Origin of the sequence: Streptomyces sp. NPDC001933 (assembly GCF_042890955.1) — a bacterium.
Lineage (GTDB): Bacteria > Actinomycetota > Actinomycetes > Streptomycetales > Streptomycetaceae > Streptomyces.
The window spans coordinates 441,954-460,400 of the sequence record NZ_JBIASS010000005.1 but is presented as its reverse complement, the minus strand read 5'-3'; the positions used below and the strand labels follow the sequence as shown (position 1 = coordinate 460,400).

At 71.3% G+C, this 18,447-nt stretch carries 21 protein-coding genes and 1 pseudogene; 14 read left to right on the top strand and 8 right to left on the bottom strand.

Features of this window, described 5'->3' with window-relative positions:
* Window positions 1–49 precede the first annotated feature (49 nt).
* Window positions 50–1,936 carry a serine/threonine-protein kinase gene (locus ACFYY7_RS16010; RefSeq protein WP_388661900.1) on the bottom strand — a complete coding sequence of 629 codons (1,887 nt, stop codon included), beginning with the start codon at window positions 1,934–1,936 and terminating at the stop codon, window positions 50–52.
* 222 nt (window positions 1,937–2,158) lie between these two features.
* Here ACFYY7_RS16010 and ACFYY7_RS16005 point away from each other — a divergent pair, with 222 nt between their 5' ends.
* The 3 genes and pseudogenes from ACFYY7_RS16005 to ACFYY7_RS15995 form a co-directional block, all read left to right on the top strand.
* Entirely contained in the window at window positions 2,159–2,749 is a 591-nt protein-coding gene (locus ACFYY7_RS16005) for a TetR/AcrR family transcriptional regulator (protein WP_388661898.1), read from the top strand.
* 137 nt (window positions 2,750–2,886) lie between these two features.
* Complete coding sequence (locus ACFYY7_RS16000; protein WP_388661897.1) at window positions 2,887–3,333, top strand: helix-turn-helix domain-containing protein; 447 nt, start codon at window positions 2,887–2,889, stop codon at window positions 3,331–3,333.
* Between the two features lie 31 nt (window positions 3,334–3,364).
* Window positions 3,365–3,628, top strand: a pseudogene (locus tag ACFYY7_RS15995) (hypothetical protein); the annotation flags it as partial.
* A 63-nt stretch (window positions 3,629–3,691) separates the two neighbouring features.
* Here the strand turns inward: ACFYY7_RS15995 and ACFYY7_RS15990 are convergent.
* The 6 genes from ACFYY7_RS15990 to ACFYY7_RS15965 form a co-directional block, all read right to left on the bottom strand.
* Window positions 3,692–5,119 carry a sensor histidine kinase gene (locus ACFYY7_RS15990; RefSeq protein WP_388661895.1) on the bottom strand — a complete coding sequence of 476 codons (1,428 nt, stop codon included), beginning with the start codon at window positions 5,117–5,119 and terminating at the stop codon, window positions 3,692–3,694.
* Entirely contained in the window at window positions 5,116–5,847 is a 732-nt protein-coding gene (locus ACFYY7_RS15985) for a response regulator transcription factor (RefSeq protein ID WP_388661893.1), read from the bottom strand. Before ACFYY7_RS15985 ends, ACFYY7_RS15990 begins: the two co-directional genes overlap by 4 nt.
* A gap of 57 nt (window positions 5,848–5,904) precedes the next feature.
* Entirely contained in the window at window positions 5,905–6,075 is a 171-nt protein-coding gene (locus tag ACFYY7_RS15980; protein WP_376415178.1) for a hypothetical protein, read from the bottom strand.
* Between the two features lie 30 nt (window positions 6,076–6,105).
* On the bottom strand, window positions 6,106–7,230 hold the full coding sequence (locus ACFYY7_RS15975; RefSeq protein ID WP_388661891.1) for a S1C family serine protease: 1,125 nt from the start codon (window positions 7,228–7,230) through the stop codon (window positions 6,106–6,108).
* A gap of 229 nt (window positions 7,231–7,459) precedes the next feature.
* Window positions 7,460–8,497 carry a LacI family DNA-binding transcriptional regulator gene (locus tag ACFYY7_RS15970; RefSeq protein ID WP_388661889.1) on the bottom strand — a complete coding sequence of 346 codons (1,038 nt, stop codon included), beginning with the start codon at window positions 8,495–8,497 and terminating at the stop codon, window positions 7,460–7,462.
* A 24-nt stretch (window positions 8,498–8,521) separates the two neighbouring features.
* Window positions 8,522–9,325: a winged-helix domain-containing protein gene (locus tag ACFYY7_RS15965; protein ID WP_376305821.1), complete on the bottom strand. Its 804-nt coding sequence runs from the start codon at window positions 9,323–9,325 to the stop codon at window positions 8,522–8,524.
* Window positions 9,326–9,601: 276 nt separating this feature from the next.
* On the opposite strand from ACFYY7_RS15965, the gene ACFYY7_RS15960 reads away from it, so the two are divergent.
* From ACFYY7_RS15960 to ACFYY7_RS15925, 8 genes are all read left to right on the top strand, one after another.
* Window positions 9,602–10,498, top strand: coding sequence for an alpha/beta hydrolase family protein (locus tag ACFYY7_RS15960; RefSeq protein ID WP_388661887.1), 897 nt, complete (start codon window positions 9,602–9,604; stop codon window positions 10,496–10,498).
* A 41-nt stretch (window positions 10,499–10,539) separates the two neighbouring features.
* Window positions 10,540–10,794, top strand: coding sequence for a MoaD/ThiS family protein (locus tag ACFYY7_RS15955; protein WP_072488004.1), 255 nt, complete (start codon window positions 10,540–10,542; stop codon window positions 10,792–10,794).
* Between the two features lie 10 nt (window positions 10,795–10,804).
* Window positions 10,805–12,220, top strand: a complete 1,416-nt coding sequence (locus ACFYY7_RS15950) for a hypothetical protein (protein WP_388661885.1) — start codon at window positions 10,805–10,807, stop codon at window positions 12,218–12,220.
* Between the two features lie 130 nt (window positions 12,221–12,350).
* Window positions 12,351–13,040: a DUF2993 domain-containing protein gene (locus tag ACFYY7_RS15945; protein ID WP_388661883.1), complete on the top strand. Its 690-nt coding sequence runs from the start codon at window positions 12,351–12,353 to the stop codon at window positions 13,038–13,040.
* A 250-nt stretch (window positions 13,041–13,290) separates the two neighbouring features.
* Window positions 13,291–13,398: a putative leader peptide gene (locus ACFYY7_RS15940; RefSeq protein WP_350983699.1), complete on the top strand. Its 108-nt coding sequence runs from the start codon at window positions 13,291–13,293 to the stop codon at window positions 13,396–13,398.
* Between the two features lie 160 nt (window positions 13,399–13,558).
* On the top strand, window positions 13,559–14,404 hold the full coding sequence (locus ACFYY7_RS15935) for a sulfurtransferase (protein WP_360928658.1): 846 nt from the start codon (window positions 13,559–13,561) through the stop codon (window positions 14,402–14,404).
* Window positions 14,405–14,454: 50 nt separating this feature from the next.
* Window positions 14,455–14,742, top strand: a complete 288-nt coding sequence (locus ACFYY7_RS15930; protein WP_018490348.1) for a DUF1416 domain-containing protein — start codon at window positions 14,455–14,457, stop codon at window positions 14,740–14,742.
* 178 nt (window positions 14,743–14,920) lie between these two features.
* Entirely contained in the window at window positions 14,921–15,178 is a 258-nt protein-coding gene (locus tag ACFYY7_RS15925) for a DUF3099 domain-containing protein (protein ID WP_266730944.1), read from the top strand.
* 20 nt (window positions 15,179–15,198) lie between these two features.
* On the opposite strand, the gene ACFYY7_RS15920 is transcribed toward ACFYY7_RS15925, so the two are convergent.
* Entirely contained in the window at window positions 15,199–15,561 is a 363-nt protein-coding gene (locus tag ACFYY7_RS15920; protein WP_351258367.1) for a DsrE family protein, read from the bottom strand.
* Between the two features lie 106 nt (window positions 15,562–15,667).
* On the opposite strand from ACFYY7_RS15920, the gene ACFYY7_RS15915 reads away from it, so the two are divergent.
* From ACFYY7_RS15915 to ACFYY7_RS15905, 3 genes are read left to right on the top strand one after another with little or no spacing between them, the layout of a single operon-like run.
* Window positions 15,668–16,465 carry a hypothetical protein gene (locus tag ACFYY7_RS15915; protein ID WP_388661881.1) on the top strand — a complete coding sequence of 266 codons (798 nt, stop codon included), beginning with the start codon at window positions 15,668–15,670 and terminating at the stop codon, window positions 16,463–16,465.
* Window positions 16,462–17,292 (top strand): hypothetical protein, encoded by an 831-nt coding sequence (locus ACFYY7_RS15910; protein ID WP_388661879.1) that lies wholly within the window; start codon window positions 16,462–16,464, stop codon window positions 17,290–17,292. The genes ACFYY7_RS15915 and ACFYY7_RS15910 overlap by 4 nt, the downstream gene beginning before the upstream one ends.
* Complete coding sequence (locus tag ACFYY7_RS15905; protein WP_388661877.1) at window positions 17,289–18,272, top strand: hypothetical protein; 984 nt, start codon at window positions 17,289–17,291, stop codon at window positions 18,270–18,272. The genes ACFYY7_RS15910 and ACFYY7_RS15905 overlap by 4 nt, the downstream gene beginning before the upstream one ends.
* Window positions 18,273–18,447: the final 175 nt, after the last annotated feature.

Below are 18,447 nucleotides of genomic sequence, written 5' to 3'. Positions count from 1 at the left end.
GGCCCTGCCGCAGACCTGGGCCCTGCCGTGGCCTCCCCGGCCGCCGGTCTCAGGCCCGTTTGTAGTAGTAGCCGGAGCCGGCGGAATTCACGTAGAACTTGATGCCACTGCCGTTGATGACGAAGTACGACGGGGCGAGACTCGGGCGGCAGTAGGGGACGCTGGGGCCGACGAGCTTGGCGGTGCCGACGTTGATACGGCTGCCGCCACTCGCCGTGGAGGTCACCTTCCCCTCGTACGGGCACTGGTTGTAGAGGTAGTCGGACAGGTGCACCACACCGGCCCGGGAGATGGTGATGGTGTTCGGCTGCCCGGAGTTGTACATGTCGCCGTACTTCCAGGTGCCCACGAACTTCGAGGGGACCGAGGTCCCGCCGCCCGAGCCGCCGGTGGATCCCGAGGTGCCGCTCGAACCGCCGCCGCCCGACGTGCTGGTGCCGCCTCCCGACGACGATCCGCCGCCACCGGACGAGCTGCTGGACGATCCGCCGGACGAGGTTCCGCCCGCGGACGACGTGTCGCCCGCGCCGGAGGATCCCGAACTTCCGCCCGGGTCCGGGGCGTTCCGGCCGTCCTTTCCGTCCCGGCCGTCCTTGCCGTCGTCGCCCTTCTTGCCCTTGTCTCCGGAGGCGTTGGGGCTCTTCTTCCCCGGGGAGGGGGTGCCCTCCGGTGATGACGACGACGATGACGACGGCGACGTGGGGGAGGCCGGACCAGTCGCGCCGGCGGACGGGGCGGACGCGTGGTTTCCGCTGTCGCTGCTGAACGGCTGGAGAACGGCCACCGTGCCGCCGCCCCCGGCCAGGAGTACGACCACGGGGACGGACACGACCCACTTCCGGCGCCCCTCCCGCTTGCGCTTCGGCTCGGTCGTCCCGCCGACGAGGACCGCCTCGGGGACGACCTCGGGAGCGGGCCCCGCCGGCCGGAGGCCGACCGTGCTGCGGTCCACACGCTCCTGCCGTACTGGCGCCGCCTCCGCGTCCAGGAGCTGCGCCGACTGCCGTGCGAGGTGACCCACCACCTCCGCCGGCAGCCACGACGCCGGCGCCGGGGCGGGGTGTCGGCGGTCCGGCTCGGCCAACAGCTCGTCCACGGACGGGCGTTCGCTGACCGACTTGGTCAGGAGGCGGGTGATCAGGGTGCGCAGACGCTCGTCGCGCACCGGTTCGAGGTCGGGGTCGGCCTCCACTATGCGGTACATCACCGCGTGCTGGTTGCTCGCCGCGTGGCCGAACGGAAGCGTTCCGGTCGCCGCGTAGGTCAGTACGGTCCCGAGCGTGAACACATCGCTCTTCGGGCTCGCGCTCTCGCCGAGGATCTGCTCCGGGGCCATGAACCCCGGTGTCCCGATCACCATCCCCGTGCTGGTGAGCAGGGATTCGACCGAGGTCTCGACGGCACGGGCGATGCCGAAGTCGATGACCTTGGCACCCTCCATCGTGATCATCACGTTCGAGGGCTTGAGGTCGCGGTGGACGATTCCGGCCGCGTGGATGTCCTTGAGTGCCCGCAGGAGCCCGTCGGCGAGGGCGAGCACGGCCTCGGCGGGCAGCGCGCCGTGGCCCCGTACGACCTGTTCGAGGGAGAGCCCCGGTACGTAGCCGGTGGCCACCCAGGGGTACTCCTCGTCGGGGGCGGCGTCCAGCACGGGCGCGGTGTAGCGCTCGCCCACCCGCCTCGCCGCGTCGACCTCGCGGCGGAAGCGGGCCCTGAACTGGGGATCCGCGACGTGCTCCGCGTGCACCACCTTGACCGCGACGGTGCGGCCGCCCTCGGAACGGGCGAGATAGACCCGGCCCATACCGCCCGCGCCGAGCCTGCCGAGCAACAGATAGGGCCCGATGCGGGCCGGGTCGTTCGCGGTCAGCGGCTTGATGCCGCCGTCGACGTTGTCCTCGCTGCTCTCGTGATCGTCGTTGTGCACGCCGGCCATGTTCGAACGCTCCCCCGCGTGTCCCGCGCCGCAGCCCGTGGGACCGTCTCAGTCATCCGAAATCCGCGTGCTCTGCTGCGACTTGACGCAATCGGTGTTCAGTCTGAGGTACGACACGCAGCTATTGGAACTACTTCCGGAAAGAATTCCAGAAGCTTCACTACGCTGTTCCCGGAGACACTCCACGAGGGACCTCCGGTTCCGGGAACGAGGACGGCATCGATGAGCCCGAAGCAACAACGTGGTGAGGCCACTGCCGCCCAGGTGCTCGACTGCGCACTCGACATCTATGCGGCGGAGGGCGAAGCCGGCCTCACGCTCGGCGCGATCACCTCGGCCAGCGGGGTCAGTGCGGGAAGCATCTACCACCACTTCGGCAGCCTCCAAGGAGTGGCGCTCGCGCTCGCACAGTCCTGGCTGGGCCGGCTCCTCGACGATCTGGGCAAGGCATTGGAGCAGACGGACGACGCCCGTTCCGGCGTCCACGCCGTGGTGCGGGCCTACCTGCGCTTCGCCCAGCTCCACCCGGACGCGGCACGGCTCATGCACTCCGTCACCGCGGACCGCGAGATCGCCGCACACGCCCGTCAGCTCCGGGGCGCCCAGGAAGCCCGGCTGGCCCCGATCGCGGCCTGGCTGCATGCCCATCAGGCGTCGGGGCAGCTCGTCGACCTGCCCCTGCCCGTACTGGAATCGCTGATCCTGGGCCCCGTGACGGGCATCGTGCGCCGCTGGCTCTCCGTCGGGGACATCGACATGGAAGAAGCCGAACGGACGGTCCCGGACCACATCTGGCGCTCCGTCGGCCGGTGAGCGGGCCCGGGGCCGCCGTCGGGCCTGGTCGAATCCCTGATTCGGCGCAACCCGGGGATCTGCGCCCTGACCGACACGGCGCTTGCGTTTCTTTCGAATTGCGCGATGCTGGGTCTGCTCTCAAAGGAGGCAGAGCCATGCACGGCACTACTGAAGACCGCACTCTGCTGCCCGAGCACCGCGCGGAGATCGCCGAGCTCTGCGCCTTCCTGGACCAGGCCCCGCAAGCTGTGGAGCCGTCCCTGCTGCGCGGCCCCGACGGCGCCACGCGCACGCTGCCCCCGGAGGTCTACGAGGCGCTGATGGTGGTGGTGCGGGCCCTGTCGGAGGGCAAGGCCGTGACGGTCGCACTGGTGAACACCACGCTGACCACGCAAGAGGCTGCCGACCTCCTGGGGGTCAGTCGGCCGACGTTCGTCAAGATCCTCGATGAGGGCGGGATCCCCTTCTCGCGGCCGGGAAGGCACCGCAGAGTGCTCTTGGCCGACGTTCTCGACTACAAGGAGAAGAGACGCTCGCAGCGTCGCCGAGGACTGGACGAACTGGTCGGACTGACCGAGGACGCCGGTCTCTACGACAACTGATCAGTTGAATCCGCCCGAGCCGACTGGAGCGATGTGCAGCGCGTCGTCCTGGGCACCTGTGTCCTCTTCCCGAACTACCTCAGGGACCGCATTGCTGAGACTCGCCGAGGCCGAGCTCTACGAACCGCTCTGGTCCACCGACATCCTGGACGAACTGACCAGGAACGTCGGCGAGCGTATCGGGGCCTTGAAGGCCAAGGGAATCGTCGAAGCGATGGCGGGCACATTTCCCGACAGCCTTGTGTCGGGGTACGAGGCACTCATACCCGCCATGGCGAACGACCCCAAGGACCGGCATGTGCTGGCGGCAGCGGTCCGGGGCCAGGCGCATGCAGTCGTCACGCTGAACGTGAAGGGCTCACAGCCCCGGCGGCGGCTGCGGCGCCCCCGGCAGGCGGATCGAGGCGATCGTGCCCGGACCCTCCGCCGCCGGGCGCAGGGTGATCTCGCCGCCCGACTGCTGGACCGTGCGGGCGACGATCGACAGGCCCAGGCCCGAGCCGGGGAGCTGGCGGGCGGACGGGGAGCGCCAGAAGCGTTCGAAGACGTGGGGGAGTTCGTCGGCGGGGATGCCGGGGCCCTGGTCCCGCACGGTCAGTTCGCCGTCGCGCAGGGCGATCTCGATCGTGCCGCGGGGTGGGCTGAACTTGACCGCGTTGTCCAGGACGTTGACCACCGCCCGCTCCAGCGCGGCGGGCTCGGCCCGTACGTACCAGGGGGTCAGGTCCGCCCTGAGGGTCAGCTCGGGGCCGCGCAGCCGGGCGCGTTCCAGGGCGGTGTCCGCGATGTCGTGCAGCGCGACGACCTGGAGCGGGCCAGGGGTGGGGGCGTCGGGGCGGGCCAGTTCCTGGAGGTCGCCGATGAGTGAGGCCAGCTCGGTCATCTGGGCCTTGACCGACTTCATCAGGGCCTTGCGGTCGTCGGGCGGGATGGCCCGGCCGGTGTCCTCGCTGCGGGCGAGGAGTTCGACGTTGGTGCGCAGCGACGTCAGCGGGGTCCGCAGCTCGTGGCCGGCGTCCGCGATCAGCTGGGCCTGGCGGTCGCGGGAGCTGGCCAGGGACGCGGTCATCGAGTTGAAGGAGCGGGACAGCCGGGCGATCTCGTCCTCGCCGTCGACCGGGATGCGGACGGTGAGGTCCTCGGTACGGGCGACGTGCTCGACGGCCTCGGTGAGCTCGTCGACGGGGCGCAGTCCGGTGCGGGCGACCCAGAGACCGGCCGCGCCCGCGCCGACGACGCCGATGCCGGAGACGGCCAGGAGCATCCAGGCGAGGGTGGAGAGCGGGTCGTCGATCTCGCTCATCGGACGGGCGATGGAGACCGCGAAGCTTCCCGGGACCAGGCCGGGTGCCGGGTTGCGGGTCTCGTACGCGTACGTGTACACGCGCATCTTCTCGCCGCTCTTCGTGCTGGCCGTGTGCAGGACGTCGTCCCGCACACCGGCGGCCACGGCGATGTCGGCGGCCGTCACGCCGATCGGTGAGGCCCCGGCGGAGGTGCAGGTGCTCCCGGACACGGTGACGAGCTGCACGGTGTACGTCCCCGCGATCGGCGGGACGGTCGCCCGGTCGGGGTGGGTGCAGGCGATGAACAGCTTCTGCAGGTAGTCGTCGCTGACCGTGACATTGCGCAGCGAGGCATCCAGCTGGCTCTCCAGCTGCGCCTTCGTCGCGAACCAGCAGCCCGCCGCGACCGCCGCGACCGCGACCGCCACCGCCGTCGCCACCAGCAGTGCGAGCCGGGACCGCAGCGGCAGGGCGCGGAGCCGGCGCAGGGGGCCGGTCATCCGTCACCGCCGCCGGAGCGGAGCGCGTAGCCGACACCCCGCACGGTGTGCACGAGGCGCGGCTCGCCGCCCGCCTCCGTCTTGCGGCGCAGGTACATCACGTACACGTCCAGGGAGTTGGAGCTCGGCTCGAAGTCGAAGCCCCACACCGCCTTGAGGATCTGCTCGCGGGTCAGCACCTGGCGCGGGTGGGCCAGGAACATCTCCAGCAGGGTGAACTCGGTACGGGTCAGCTCGACCCGGCGGGTGCCCCGGGTGACCTCGCGGGTGGCCAGGTTCATGCGCAGGTCCGCGAAGGCCAGCACATTGTCGTCGGGGACGGCGCCGCCCGCCGCGGCCGCGTAGGAGCTGCGGCGCAGCAGGGCCCGGATGCGGGCGAACAGCTCGTCCAGCTCGAAGGGCTTGACCAGGTAGTCGTCGGCGCCCGCGTCGAGACCGGTGACCCGGTCGCCGACGGTGTCGCGGGCGGTGAGCATCAGGATGGGCGTGGTGGTGCCCGTGGAGCGGAGCCGGCGGGCGGCGGTCAGGCCGTCCATCCGGGGCATCTGGATGTCGAGGACGATGAGGTCGGGGGCGTACGAATCCGCCTTGGCGAGGGCGTCGAGGCCGTCGACGGCCACCTCGGTGCCGTAGCCCTCGAATGCGAGGCTGCGCTGCAGGGCCTCGCGCACGGCGGGCTCGTCGTCGACGATCAGGATGCGCTGCGGATCGTCTTCGGCGGGGCTCATCGCTCGTCGTCCTCTTCTCGGGCCGTGCGTCCCCGGGCGTTCCGGGGCGTTGTGCTCTCAGCCTCGCACGGCCGCGGCGCGTCGTCGTGCGGCCCGGCGCTTGCGGGCGGCGGCGGCACGGACCTCCGGGGCGCGGCCCGCCCCGGAGGGCGTCGCGAGTGTCGCGAGCAGTGCGAGGGGCAGGGCCAGGTCGGCCGGGCCGGTGGGGGTGTGGGCGGGGTGGTGCATGTTTCGGTCTCCTCGGGAGCTTCAGGAGTCTCAGGAGCTGTTGCCGGCCCGCAGGGTGTCGAGGTCGGCCTTGAGCGTGTTGACCGGGATGGCGAAGCCGAGGCCCACGCTGCCGGCGCTCGAACTGCTGGAGCCGCCGGACGAACTCGCCGAGTACATCGCGGAGTTGATGCCGATGATCTCGCCGTCCATGTTGATGAGCGCGCCGCCGGAGTTGCCGGGGTTGAGCGAGGCGTCGGTCTGGATGGCCTTGTACGTGGTGGTGGATTCACCGGTGTCGCCGTTGAACTGCCGGCCGCCGAACTCGAACGGCCACTGCTCGCCGCCGCTCTGTCCGCCCTGGCCCTGACCGCTGCCGTCCTCCTTGGCGACGGTGACATCGCGGTCGAGGGCGGAGACGATGCCGCTGGTGACGGTGCCGGTGAGGCCCTCGGGCGAGCCGATCGCCACGACCTGGTCGCCGACCGAGACCGCCGAGGAGTCGCCCAGCGTGGCCGTCTTCAGCCCGCTCGCGCCCCGGAGCTTGATCAGCGCGAGGTCCTTGTCGGGGTCGGTGCCGACGACATCGGCGGTGTACGTCTTGCCGGTGCTGAGCGTCACCTTGATCGACGAGGCGCCGGAGATGACGTGGTTGTTGGTGACGACCTCGCCGTCGGACGTGATGACCACGCCGGAGCCGGTGGACTCGCCCGCCGTCGAGGTCGCGTTGACCTCGACGATCATCGGCGAGACGGCCTCGGCGACACCGGAGACGGTGCCCTTGCTGCTCTGCGAGACAGTGGTGCCGGGGATGACGCTGCTCGCGCTGTTCGAGCTGTCGCCGGTGAGCTGCTCGATGACGGTGGCGGTGCCGCCGCCGACGATCGCCGCCACGATCGCCACGGCCGCGAGGAGGGCGACCGGCCGCCTGGCCCGGTTCCGGGGCGCGGCCGGTTCCTGGGGTGCGGGCGGCGGGAAGTCCGGTCCGCCGACCCCGTTGCCGCCGCTGCCGTTGCCGCTGCTGCCGTCGTTCCCGCTGGGCCACACGGTGGTTCCGGGGCCCGTCGCGATCGGCTGCGCGGGCTGGTATGACGGCGGCGGCGGGTAGGCCGCGTCGCCGTTGCCGTACGAGGGGTACATCGGGTACTCGCCGCTCGGGCGCTGGCTCTCTGTCATGCATATGAGCGTGTCGGGCGAAGATGAGAGAAGCCTGAGCACGCGCTGAGAAGCCCGGCAGAAGCTCGTATGCCCGATATAAGGAGGCGGCCCCGGTCCGCTGGAGGCGCGGCCCCGGCCCGATGGGAAGGCGGCCCCGGCACGGTGAGGAGCGCGGCCCCGGCCGGACAGGGAACGGCCCGTCCGGGGGCCGGTCCGCCCAGGGGACGGTCCGCCGCCCGACCCTCCGCTACCTGACCGATGGCTCCCCGCAGCCGCACGAGCGCCGCACCACCAGCGCCGACGGGAACTGCTTCAGCCGCTCCCGCCGCGACCCCGACACCCGCAACGAGTCGTCGAGCACCAGGTCCACCGCGGCCCGCGCCATCGCCGGGCGGTCGGAGGAGACCGTCGTCAGCGGCGGATCGGTCAGCCCGGCTTCCTTCACGTCGTCGAAGCCCGCCACCGCGAGCTCCCCGGGCACATCGATGCGCAGCTCGCGCGCGGCCCGCAGCACCCCGATCGCCTGGTCGTCCGTCGAGCAGAAGATCGCCGGCGGCCGGTCCGGCCCGGCGAGCAGCTTCAGCGCCACCTGATAGGCGTCGTAACGGTTGTACGGGGCCTGGAAGAGCCGGCCCTCCGTCGAGCGCCCCGACTCGTGCATCGCCCGGCGCCAGCCCTCGACGTGGTCGGCGACCGGGTCACCGACCGCCGGGGTGGACTCCACGCCGCCCAGACACGCCACGTACTCGTTGCCGTGCTCCAGCAGGTGCCGGGTGGCGAGCTGGGCGCCGCCGACGTCGTCGGTGACGACCGCGACGTCGTCGATCGCCTCCGGCCGCTCGTGCAGCAGCACGACCCGCGCGTCCCACGCCTCTATCTCGGCCGCCGCCCGCTCACTGGGGCCCTGGCTGACCAGGATCAGGCCGGAGACCCGCATGCCGAGGAAGGCCCGCAGATAGTGGACCTCGCGCTCGTCGCGGTAGTCGGAGTTGCCGACGAGCACCATTTTCCCGCGCTCGGCGGCGGCCTGTTCGACCGCGTGCGCCATCTCGGCGAAGAACGGCTGCCGGGCGTCCGGCACGATCATCCCTATGAGATCGGTCCGCCGCGACGCCATCGCCTGGGCAACCCGGTCCGGCCGGTAGCCCAGCTCCTTGATCGCGGCGAGCACCCGCTCGCGCGTGGCCGGGGCGACCGGCCTCGGTCCGTTGTTGATGACGTAGCTGACGACCGCGGTCGACGTCCCCGCCAGTCTCGCCACATCGTCCCGCGTCACCTTGGCCACGCGCGGCAGTCTACGCGGATATACCTACCTCCCGGCAGGCCGGACCGGGGCTTCTTCCCTCATCGCGGCAGCCCGCGACTGCTCCGAACGGGTTAGGGGTTCGGCGGCCGCCTTCGTCGCGGCCCGGTCCTTGGCCTCCTCGGCCGCGCGCTCCACCTTCTCGGGCACCACGAAGCGGTAGCCGACATTGCGGACCGTGCCGATCAGCGACTCGTGCTCGGGGCCGAGCTTGGCGCGCAGCCGCCGCACATGGACGTCGACCGTCCGCGTACCGCCGAAGTAGTCGTAGCCCCAGACCTCCTGGAGCAGCTGGGCGCGGGTGAAGACCCGTCCCGGGTGCTGCGCCAGGTACTTGAGCAGTTCGAATTCCTTGAAGGTCAGGTCCAGGACCCGGCCCTTCAGCTTCGCGCTGTACGTGGCCTCGTCGACCGAGAGGTCGCCGTTGCGGATCTCCATCGGGGAGTCGTCGGAGCTGATCTGCTGCCGTCCGGTGGCCAGCCGCAGCCGGGCCTCCACCTCGGCCGGTCCCGCCGTGTCCAGCAGCACGTCGTCGATGCCCCAGTCGGCGGTGACGGCCGCGAGGCCGCCCTCCGTCACGACGAGGATCAGCGGACAGCCCGGTCCGGTGGACCGCAGCAGCTGGCAGAGCGACCGCACCTGGGGGAGGTCGCGGCGGCCGTCGATCAGGATGACGTCGGCACCGGGGGTGTCGACGAGAGCGGGGCCTTCGGCCGGCGCCACCCGCACGCTGTGGAGCAGGAGTCCGAGGGCGGGGAGCACCTCCGTCGACGGTTGAAGGGCATTCGTCAGGAGCAGCAGTGAACTCATCGCCGCCCACCTGCCTGGGTCGTCGGTCGATGATCGTGCACGGTTCGCTCGCCCATTACGTCGGTCCTCCTCGTTCCCTGCGAGAGGGGCACTCCCGGGCCGGGCCCGGGGGAGTATGCGGCACTTCTTCGTACGTTTTCGTGCTGGTCCCACGGCTGCGGTCCCGCGCCCCGGGGCCGCTGAGCTTGTGGAAACGTCGCCGTAACAACGCCTGGAAAGCACAAAAGGACCCGGGGGCTGCTCTGCCCGGATCCTCTTCCCAGCACAATAGCCCACATGAGTTCTGTGTCCGAGGGGCGAATTCGGAGTTCCGCTGTTCCCTCGATCACGCCCGGTCCCCTGCGCACCACATTGCGTGCCGATGACGGGGTGCGTATCGAGGCGGTGTACGAGCCGTGCACGGCAGGTGCCGGGGCCGTTGCGGAATCATCCTTCGACGGTACTGCGATCGTGCTCGCGCACGGTTTCACCGGTTCGGTGGACCGGCCCGCGGTGCGGCGTGCCGCCGAGGTGTTCGCCGGGCGTGCGGCCGTGGTCACCTTCTCGTTCCGGGGGCACGGCGGCTCCGGCGGGCGGTCGACGGTGGGTGACCGCGAGGTGCTGGACCTGGCGGCGGCGGTGGAGTGGGCGCGGTCGCTCGGACACCGCCGGGTGGTGACCGTCGGGTTCTCGATGGGCGGTTCGGTGGTGCTGCGGCACGGTGCGCTGTACGCCGTCCGGCCGGACGGCGACGCGGGAGCCGGTGACGTCCTGGAGCGCGAGGGGCGCACCGGAGCGCGTGCGGAGGCGCACGCGGATGCGGTGGTGGCCGTGAGCGCCCCCGCCCGCTGGTACTACCGGGGCACGGCCCCGATGCGCCGGCTGCACTGGGTGGTCACCCGGCCCCTGGGCCGGCTGGTCGGCCGCTACGGCCTGCACACCCGGATCGACCGCGAGGAATGGGACCCCGTGCCGCTCCCGCCGGTCGAGGCCGCCGCCCTGATCGCCCCGGCGCCGCTGCTGATCGTGCACGGCGACCGGGACCCGTACTTCCCGCTGGACCATCCGCGTTCGCTGGCCGACGCGGCGGGCGACGGCGCCGAGCTGTGGCTGGAGCGCGGGATGGGGCACGCGGAGAACGCCGCGGACGAGACCTTGCTCACCCGCATCGCCGACTGGGCGGTGGCGCGGTGACCCATGATGGACAGCTGACGAGAGACGAGAGGAGTGGCGCCATGCCTGCGGTAACCATCCGCTACTGGGCCGCCGCCAAGGCCGCGGCCGGGACCGCGGAGGAGCCGTACACGGCTGCGACCCTCGCCGAGGCGCTCGACGCGGTGCGTGAACGGCACCCCGGAGAGCTCACCCGAGTGCTTCAAAGGTGCTCGTTCCTCATCGACGGTGACCCCGTGGGCACCCGCGGCCATGAGACCGTACGCCTTGCCGAGGGCGGCACGGTCGAGGTGCTCCCGCCGTTCGCAGGAGGGTGAACCGCAGAACATGAGCAGCAACGATCAGCAGCATCCGTACGGGCAGGACCAGGGTTACGGGCACGTCCCCGGCCATGACCCGTCGCACGGCGGGCAGCCGCAGCCGCACGGCGATCAGTCCTACGGCGATCAGGCGTCGTACGGTGCGCAGTCCTACGGCGATCAGGCGTACGGCGGTCAGGCGTCGTACGGTGCGCAGTCCTACGGCGGTCAGTCGTACGGTGATCAGGGCTACGGCCACCAGTCCTACGGTGCGCAGCAGCCGTACGGCCGGCAGGCGCAGCCGCAGGGCCAGTACGACCCGAACCAGGCGCCCCAGGCGAACCCCGGGCAGGCGTGGCCGGCCGGGTATCCGCAGGAGCCCGCCGCGCCTGCCGCGCACGGTCCGCAGGACCCCGGCGTCGCGCAGACGTGGGAGGGCCAGACCTGGGACACCCAGTACCAGCCGGTGATCCACTCCGCCCAGCCGGCGCAGCCTGTGCAGGAGCCCGTGCAGCAGCCCGTTCCGGCCGCCGCCGAGACCACTTATCTGCCGCCGCTGGGCGCCACGGGCGGGCATCCGCTCCCGCCCGAGGCACCGGCCGAGCCCGCGCCCGCCCCCGCTTCCGCTCCCGCCGCCGGGCACGACGCGGCCGGCTACAGCGCCCCCACCACCCTGGGCAACAGCCGCGTCACCGATGCCCAGCGAGCCCGTGCCGAGGGCCGCTCGCCCATCATCGCGCCGGGCATGCAGCAGGCCGCGCTCACCGCCGGGCTCGGGCTGCTGCTCGCCCTGGGCGCCGCGATCGGGCAGTACGCCCTGGTCGTACCGCTGGTGCTGCTCCAGGCCGTGACCGCGGCCGGCTGGTTCCGGCTCAACGGCATGTGGCCGGCCCGGCAGGGCATCGCGCTCGCGTTCGCGGGCGGCCTGGTCGCCGACATCGCGCTGCTCGCCGCGGGCCGGGAGAACGGACCGGCCGCGATCCTCGGCACCCTCGGCGTCTGGGTGCTGCTCACCGTGGTCCTCCAGCTGCGCAGCCACGCGAGCGCCGACGAGCGGATGCAGGGCCTGATGGCCACCGTCGCCTCGGCCGCGCTCTCGGTCCTGGCCGCCGGACACCTCGCGGCGGTCCCGGACGCGGTGACGGTGGGCGCGGTGGCCGTCGCGGTCGCCGCGCTCGTACGGGCGCTGCCGCTGCCCGGACCGGCTTCGGTCGTGGTGGCGCTGCTGGCCGCCGCGGGCGGTGGCGCCGTGGCCGGGGTGCTGACCGACCTGGGCGCGAAGGGTGCGCTGCTCGGCCTCGCGGCGGGAGTCTGCGCCCTGATCGGGCTGCGGGTGGCGAGCTACGACTATCCGTCGCGCTTCGTCCACATGACCGCCGGTGTGGCGCTGCCGCTCACCGCCGCCGCGCCCGCCGTGTACCTGCTCGGCCGCGCACTCTCGTAACGCCGGACCGGCCGCCCCGGGAACCGAAGAGGGGTGCCCGCTCGTCGATCACCCGGGGCGCCGTGCATGTCCGACGGACGTGCGGGGCGCCAGGGGTCCGGCCGGAATGCAGGGTGGGGGAAGAGCGGGCATGCGTGCACTGCGAATACTGCTGGTCATCGTGGTGGTTCTGGGCGGGATCTTCGTCGCCGTGGACCGGGCGGCGGTGTACTTCGCCGAGTCGGAGGCCGAGGGACGGATCCGGGTCACCGGTGCCACGATCGGTTCGACGGACGTCTCCATCAAGGGATTCCCGTTCCTGACACAGGTCGCCGGGGATCAGCTCGACGAGGTCGACGTGGAGATCACCGGCATCGAGACCGACGCCAACGGCCGCAGGCTCCGGATCAGCAGGATGGACGCCGCGCTGCACGAGGTGAAGCTGTCCGAGGGCTACTCCAGCGCCACAGCCGCCCGCGCCACGGGCACCGCCGTCATCTCGTACGAGGACCTCACCAAGGCCGCCAGCGACGACGTCGTGGTCGAGTACGGCGGCAAGAACAAGGTGAAGGTGACCGGCACGGTCGACGTCCTCGGCCGCCCGATCTCGCGCAGCGTGCTCTCCACCGTCACCCTGGTCGACGGCCACACCGTCCGGGTGCGTGCGGACGAGGTACCGGGTGAGGGCATCCCCGGGCTGGAGGGGCTGGTGCGCAAGAAGACCGACTTCGACCGCGAGGTCGGCGGCCTGCCGAGCGGCCTGAAGCTCCAGAAGATCCAGCCGACCGCGGACGGCCTGGAGATCTCGGTCACCGGCACGGACGTACAGCTCGCCGGCTAGGGCCTCCCGGGCCTGGGCCCCGCGCCGCCCTCCCTGTCCGGCGCGGCGCTCCAGCGCGCCCGGACGCGCAACAGTGCGCCACATATTGAGACGGCCCTGTCCGATCCGTAGATGGCCGGGGCCCGGCGACGATGCGGGGGCGGTGCGAAGGGCGCCTCGCCCTCGGTCCCGTCCCGCATCGCGGACGATCGCGTATCAAAATACGAAACAGCGGTGACATGGCCGCCGGTACGTCCCTACGATCGGTCCCATGCAGTGCTCTATTGGCGGTCTCCCGCAGCGGGGACGGGCGGATCTCACGAAGCGGCGGGCAGTGGACCTGTGCCGCGTCGCCGCCATGCTCTGTCGCACTGTCTGAGCGGGAGCCTTCGGCACCCCGCATTTCCCCCGGCCCTTCGACCGAAGTCAGGGCCCATCCCGATCGCCGTTGTACGTGGGCCGCACGCCGCGCCGCCGTACACCCGCATCACGCACCGTCTCGCATCATCTCGCCGCAGACTGCCCCGGAGGAGAACAGAATGAGCCGCAGTGACGTCCTGGTAGACGCCGACTGGGTCGAGGCCCACATCGACGACCCGAAGGTCGCTCTCGTCGAGGTCGACGAGGACACCTCGGCGTACGAGAAGAACCACATCAAGAACGCGATCCGGATCGACTGGACCAAGGACCTCCAGGACCCGGTCCGTCGTGACTTCATCGACCAGGCCGGGTTCGAGAAGCTGCTGTCCGGGAAGGGCATCGGCAACGACACCACGGTCGTCCTGTACGGCGGCAACAACAACTGGTTCGCGTCCTACGCGTTCTGGTACTTCAAGCTCTACGGCCACCAGGACGTCCGCCTGCTCGACGGCGGCCGCAAGAAGTGGGAGCTCGACTCCCGCGACCTGGTCGACGGCGACGACATCCCGTCCCGCCCGGCCACCGAGTACAAGGCCCAGCCGCAGGACGAGTCGATCCGTGCCTACCGCGACGACGTCGTGAAGGCGATCGGCAGCCAGAACCTGGTCGACGTGCGTTCGCCCGACGAGTTCAGCGGCAAGCTGCTCGCCCCGGCGCACCTTCCGCAGGAGCAGTCCCAGCGCCCCGGCCACGTGCCGAGCGCCCGCAACATCCCGTGGTCGAAGAACGCCAACGACGACGGCACCTTCAAGTCGGACGACGAGCTCAAGGCCCTGTACGAGGCCGAGCAGGTCGACCTGGCGAAGGACACCATCGCGTACTGCCGCATCGGTGAGCGCTCCGCGCTCACCTGGTTCGTGCTGCACGAGCTGCTCGGCCAGGAGAACGTCAAGAACTACGACGGTTCGTGGACCGAGTACGGCTCCCTCGTGGGCGTGCCGATCGAGCTCGGCGCCAACAAGTAACTCCGCACGACCCGGACCAGCACGACCCCCGACCCAGAAGGACGAAACACATGTGTGGAGCAAAGGCCGGCGGCCCCGACGCTTCGACCATCAAGCCCGGTGAGACCACCATCCAGGGCAGCGTGACCCGCGACGGCGAGCCCGTCACCGGCTACGTCCGCCTGCTGGACTCGACCGGCGAGTTCACCGCCGAGGTCCCGACCTCGGCGACCGGACAGTTCCGCTTCTACGCGGCCGAGGGCACGTGGACGCTGCGCGCCCTCGTCCCCGGCGGCAGCGCCGACCGCACGGTCGTCGCGCAGACCGGTGGCCTCTCCGAGGTCGCGATCGCCGTCTAGGGCGCCCCGCGCCGCGACAAAGATCGGCCGAAGGGCCGTACCCCAGGGGGTTGGACGCCTTCCTGAAACGGGGTACGGCCCTTCGAGCCATTCGTACGGGCACGGGCACGAAGGGCCATTCCGTGCGGGCATGAACGGGGGCCTGCCCCACCGGCGGGGGCGGGCCTACGCTGGATACATGTACGCCCGACGCCGTCGCGGCTATTTCCTGATGATGGGCGGTTGCATCGTCCTGTTCGTATCGGCCTGGGCCTTTGTCCGGCTGTGGTCGATGCCCGCCGCGATAGCGATGTGCCTCGTCGCGATGGTGATCCCGCCCATCGCGGCCATGGTCGCCAACCGGCGGGGGCCGGACGACCGCTGGTGGGACGACCCGTCCGGCGACCCGAAGTCCGACGAGTGGTGGGACGAACTCGACGGCAAGAAGCGGCGGTAACGCTCCCCGGCGTTCTCGCGTCAGTAGACGAGGGCCTGCACGCCGTCGGCCATGATCTCGCTGACGAAGACCTGGGCACCGGCGATCCGTACGCCCTCCAGGACATCCTGCTCGGTGATGTCACGACGGGCCGCGCACTGCGTGCACAGGGTGATCCGGCCACCCGCCTGGATCGACTCGATCAGATCGGGCAGCGGCGCGGCGTGCGGCAGTTCGAACTCGGCGGCGCGCCCCGGCAGCGCGAACCACGAGGACTCCCCGGTCAGCCAGAGCGAGACCTCCACGCCGCTGGCGACGGCGACCGCGGCCACCGTGAACGCCTGCGAGCAGCGCTCGGCGGAGTCGGCACCTGCGGTCACCTTGATCACGAGCTTCTTCTGCATATGCCGAACTGTAATCGGCGGGCGGGCAACCTCATCTCCCCGGCGGTGGTCAGGTGTGTGCGCGGATAACGGAATCAGCGCCTCTGGTCTCGTGGGGGGATCCCGATTGGAACCGAAAGACACTATTTCTGACGGGTCGGCGCCACCGGTCGCCGCACCCGTCGCGAAGCGCCCGCGCGGGCGTACGGCGCTGCTTCTCGCCGCTGCCGCGGTGCTCGGCATCGCGGGCGGCACCGCCGTGGGCTACGACGTGCAGGCCGGACGCGCCCCGACCCCGCTGCCCGCCCTGTCGCAGCCCGATCTGGCGTACCCGGCGAAGGCACTGCCCCCGGGCAAGGCCCCCGATCCGCTGCCCGCGTCCCAGGACCGCCGGGTCAGGACGGACGGCGACCTGCGCAAGCTGATCGTGGCCAGGCCCGCGGGCTGGAGCGACGACGACAACTCGGTGCCGGGCCTGAGCGACGGCTATCTGGACCCGGACGTCTACGCCCGCTCCTCGTACAAGGAGGAGGGCTCCATGTACGAGTACTTCCTGGAGTACGACGTACGCCGGATCGCGGCCGCCGCCTGGAAGCGCGGGCAGTACCGCACCGCTGAGATCCATCTCGTGCAGTTCGGCTCGGGGACCGTCCAGGGGGCCCAGGACTTCGCCGAGGGCCAGCTCGACTACATGCCCGGATCCGCGAACGGCGCGGGCAACAGCGGCGATGCGATCAAGGGCAGCGGCAACGGCCGCTACTACCTCTACGAGGTCGACCGGAAGCCGGGCTATCTGCCGTCCTACCACGCCAGGGCCACCGTGTACCGGGGTGACATCGCGGCCGACATCCACATCTACGACACCGCACCGATCAGCAAGAAGGACATCCGGACGTTGGCCGAGAGACAGCTGGAGCGCCTGTGAACGACGTGACCGCACAGGCGTCCACGCCCGACGAGAGCGCCGACGAGAACGCCGACGAGAGCGGTGGCGTTTCCGGGACCGTTGCATCCGGCCGCCCGCGCCGGGTGATCCTCATGGCGCTTCCCGTCGTGCTGGTGGCCGCCGCGGTCGCGGGCGCGGCCGTGTACACCAAGAACTCGGTGGACGCCGCCGACCGCAGCGCCCGGACCCGCCTCTGGGAGGAGCCCGCGCACAAGCCGGGCAAGGACCCGGCCGGTGACGTGGCCCGGGGCCGGGTCTCCACCGGGCTCAGCAAGCTGCTGCTGCCGGTCCCGGCCGGCTACCGGCTCGGCCCCGACAACGGGGAGCTGGGCAACGACGGTGAGCTGAGCGGCAAGAAGGCGACCGCCGCCATGAAGCTGAACGCCCGCGGTCTCGCGGGCAAGGAGCGCCGGGCCTACGAGAAGCGGATCGACAAGCTCCGCATCGAGGGCATCGCCGCCCGGTCCTACACCGGGGACGACAACACCCTGTCGATCAGCACCGAGATCATGCGGATGAAGGACAAGAAGGCCGTCCGGAACCACTACGCCTTCAAGACGGGCCTCTTCGAGTCCATCGGCATCTTCCGCACGGAGCCGAAGATCAAGGAGCACACGAGGAACGCCAGGTGCTACGTCCTGCGCAAGGACGAGGACTCCATCACGTCGATGAACTGCCTGGCGTACGACGGCGAGCTGAGCATCAGCCTCTCGGCGTCCGGCACCAAGCCGTTCGACCGGGCTGCCGTTGCCGAACTCCTGAAGGACCAGCTCGACCACATCGCGTCCCCGGGGGAGTACATATGACCGAGCAGACGACGACGGCGCCCGACGGAACCGAGCCCGCCGAGCCCGCCGAGGCCACCTCCGTGCCGCAGCCGCCCGAGCCCCTCCCGGCCCAGGTCCCGGACCAGGCCCCGGACCAGGCCCCGGACCAGGTCCCGGACCAGGTCCCGGACCAGGCCCCGGACCAGGTCCCGGACCAGGCCCCGGACCAGGCCCCGGACCAGGCCCCGGCCCTGTCGCCGAAGCCGCCGCGGCGGGTGCTGCGGGCCGTCGCCCGGTGGACCGCCGCCGCGCTGGTCCTCGGGGGGCTCGGTACCGGTACGGCCTTCGGCATCACCTCGATGGAGCGCACCGACGTGCCCGGTCTGGCCACCGAGAGCGACGGCCGCTGGGACTATCCCGAGCTCAGCCTGCCCGCGCTCCCGGCCGGCTCGCCCCGCCCGTACAGCGACGGCAACGTCGCCGAGATCCACCACGCCGACCTGCGGCGTCTGCTGCTGCCCGCCCCGGCCGGGGCCGTCGTGGACAAGAAGCTCGACGGCGGCTGGGTGAGCACGGAGCAGTACCTCTCCGAGTACGCGAAGAGCGGTCGCCCCGATCTCGCGCAGACGCTGAAGGACTCGGCTCCGCGCCACGTCGCCGCCCGAGGCTGGACCATGCCGGACGGCACGTCGACCCGGATCTATCTCGTCCGGTTCAACTCGACGGCCTTCGCCCAGGCCTTCATGGACTCGATCGCCGGCAGCGGATCCGAGGTGTCGCTCGTCGGGGCGCCCGAGACGGTTCTCGACGAGGGCTGGAGCGGTGCCGGCAAGGTGGCGGGCACCTCGTCCTACGTGTACGACGAGGCGAAGCCGTACGGCGAGGCGCGGGTCCGCCACGGCTACGTGGTCGCCGGGGACACGCTCGCCCTCGTCGTCCAGTCCCGCAAGGGCGAGGAGAGCACCCGGAGCGTTCCGTTCCACCAGACGGTGATCCTGCAGAACCAGCTGCTGGGCTGACCTGCCCCCGGGCGGTCCCCGGGCAAACCCCGAACCGGCGGGCCGGGCCCCAACCCATTAGGCTGGGGCCCGGCCCCGTACTGCTGCCATAACGCTCGTTGCAAGGAGTTCCCGTGCTTGAGGCATTCTTCTCCGCCCTGCTGGTCCTGGTCTGCGTCGGCGTGCTCGCCTTCGC

Bases quoted from the DNA above. Each gene is read 5' to 3' on its own strand.
- ACFYY7_RS16010 (WP_388661900.1), bottom strand. From the start codon at position 1,936: ATGGCCGGCGTGCACAACGACGATCACGAGAGCAGCGAGGACAACGTC.
- ACFYY7_RS16005 (WP_388661898.1), top strand. From the start codon at position 2,159: ATGAGCCCGAAGCAACAACGTGGTGAGGCCACTGCCGCCCAGGTGCTC.
- ACFYY7_RS16000 (WP_388661897.1), top strand. From the start codon at position 2,887: ATGCACGGCACTACTGAAGACCGCACTCTGCTGCCCGAGCACCGCGCG.
- ACFYY7_RS15990 (WP_388661895.1), bottom strand. From the start codon at position 5,119: ATGACCGGCCCCCTGCGCCGGCTCCGCGCCCTGCCGCTGCGGTCCCGG.
- ACFYY7_RS15985 (WP_388661893.1), bottom strand. From the start codon at position 5,847: ATGAGCCCCGCCGAAGACGATCCGCAGCGCATCCTGATCGTCGACGAC.
- ACFYY7_RS15980 (WP_376415178.1), bottom strand. From the start codon at position 6,075: ATGCACCACCCCGCCCACACCCCCACCGGCCCGGCCGACCTGGCCCTG.
- ACFYY7_RS15975 (WP_388661891.1), bottom strand. From the start codon at position 7,230: ATGACAGAGAGCCAGCGCCCGAGCGGCGAGTACCCGATGTACCCCTCG.
- ACFYY7_RS15965 (WP_376305821.1), bottom strand. From the start codon at position 9,325: ATGAGTTCACTGCTGCTCCTGACGAATGCCCTTCAACCGTCGACGGAG.
- ACFYY7_RS15960 (WP_388661887.1), top strand. From the start codon at position 9,602: ATGAGTTCTGTGTCCGAGGGGCGAATTCGGAGTTCCGCTGTTCCCTCG.
- ACFYY7_RS15955 (WP_072488004.1), top strand. From the start codon at position 10,540: ATGCCTGCGGTAACCATCCGCTACTGGGCCGCCGCCAAGGCCGCGGCC.
- ACFYY7_RS15950 (WP_388661885.1), top strand. From the start codon at position 10,805: ATGAGCAGCAACGATCAGCAGCATCCGTACGGGCAGGACCAGGGTTAC.
- ACFYY7_RS15945 (WP_388661883.1), top strand. From the start codon at position 12,351: ATGCGTGCACTGCGAATACTGCTGGTCATCGTGGTGGTTCTGGGCGGG.
- ACFYY7_RS15940 (WP_350983699.1), top strand. From the start codon at position 13,291: ATGCAGTGCTCTATTGGCGGTCTCCCGCAGCGGGGACGGGCGGATCTC.
- ACFYY7_RS15935 (WP_360928658.1), top strand. From the start codon at position 13,559: ATGAGCCGCAGTGACGTCCTGGTAGACGCCGACTGGGTCGAGGCCCAC.
- ACFYY7_RS15930 (WP_018490348.1), top strand. From the start codon at position 14,455: ATGTGTGGAGCAAAGGCCGGCGGCCCCGACGCTTCGACCATCAAGCCC.
- ACFYY7_RS15925 (WP_266730944.1), top strand. From the start codon at position 14,921: ATGTACGCCCGACGCCGTCGCGGCTATTTCCTGATGATGGGCGGTTGC.
- ACFYY7_RS15920 (WP_351258367.1), bottom strand. From the start codon at position 15,561: ATGCAGAAGAAGCTCGTGATCAAGGTGACCGCAGGTGCCGACTCCGCC.
- ACFYY7_RS15905 (WP_388661877.1), top strand. From the start codon at position 17,289: ATGACCGAGCAGACGACGACGGCGCCCGACGGAACCGAGCCCGCCGAG.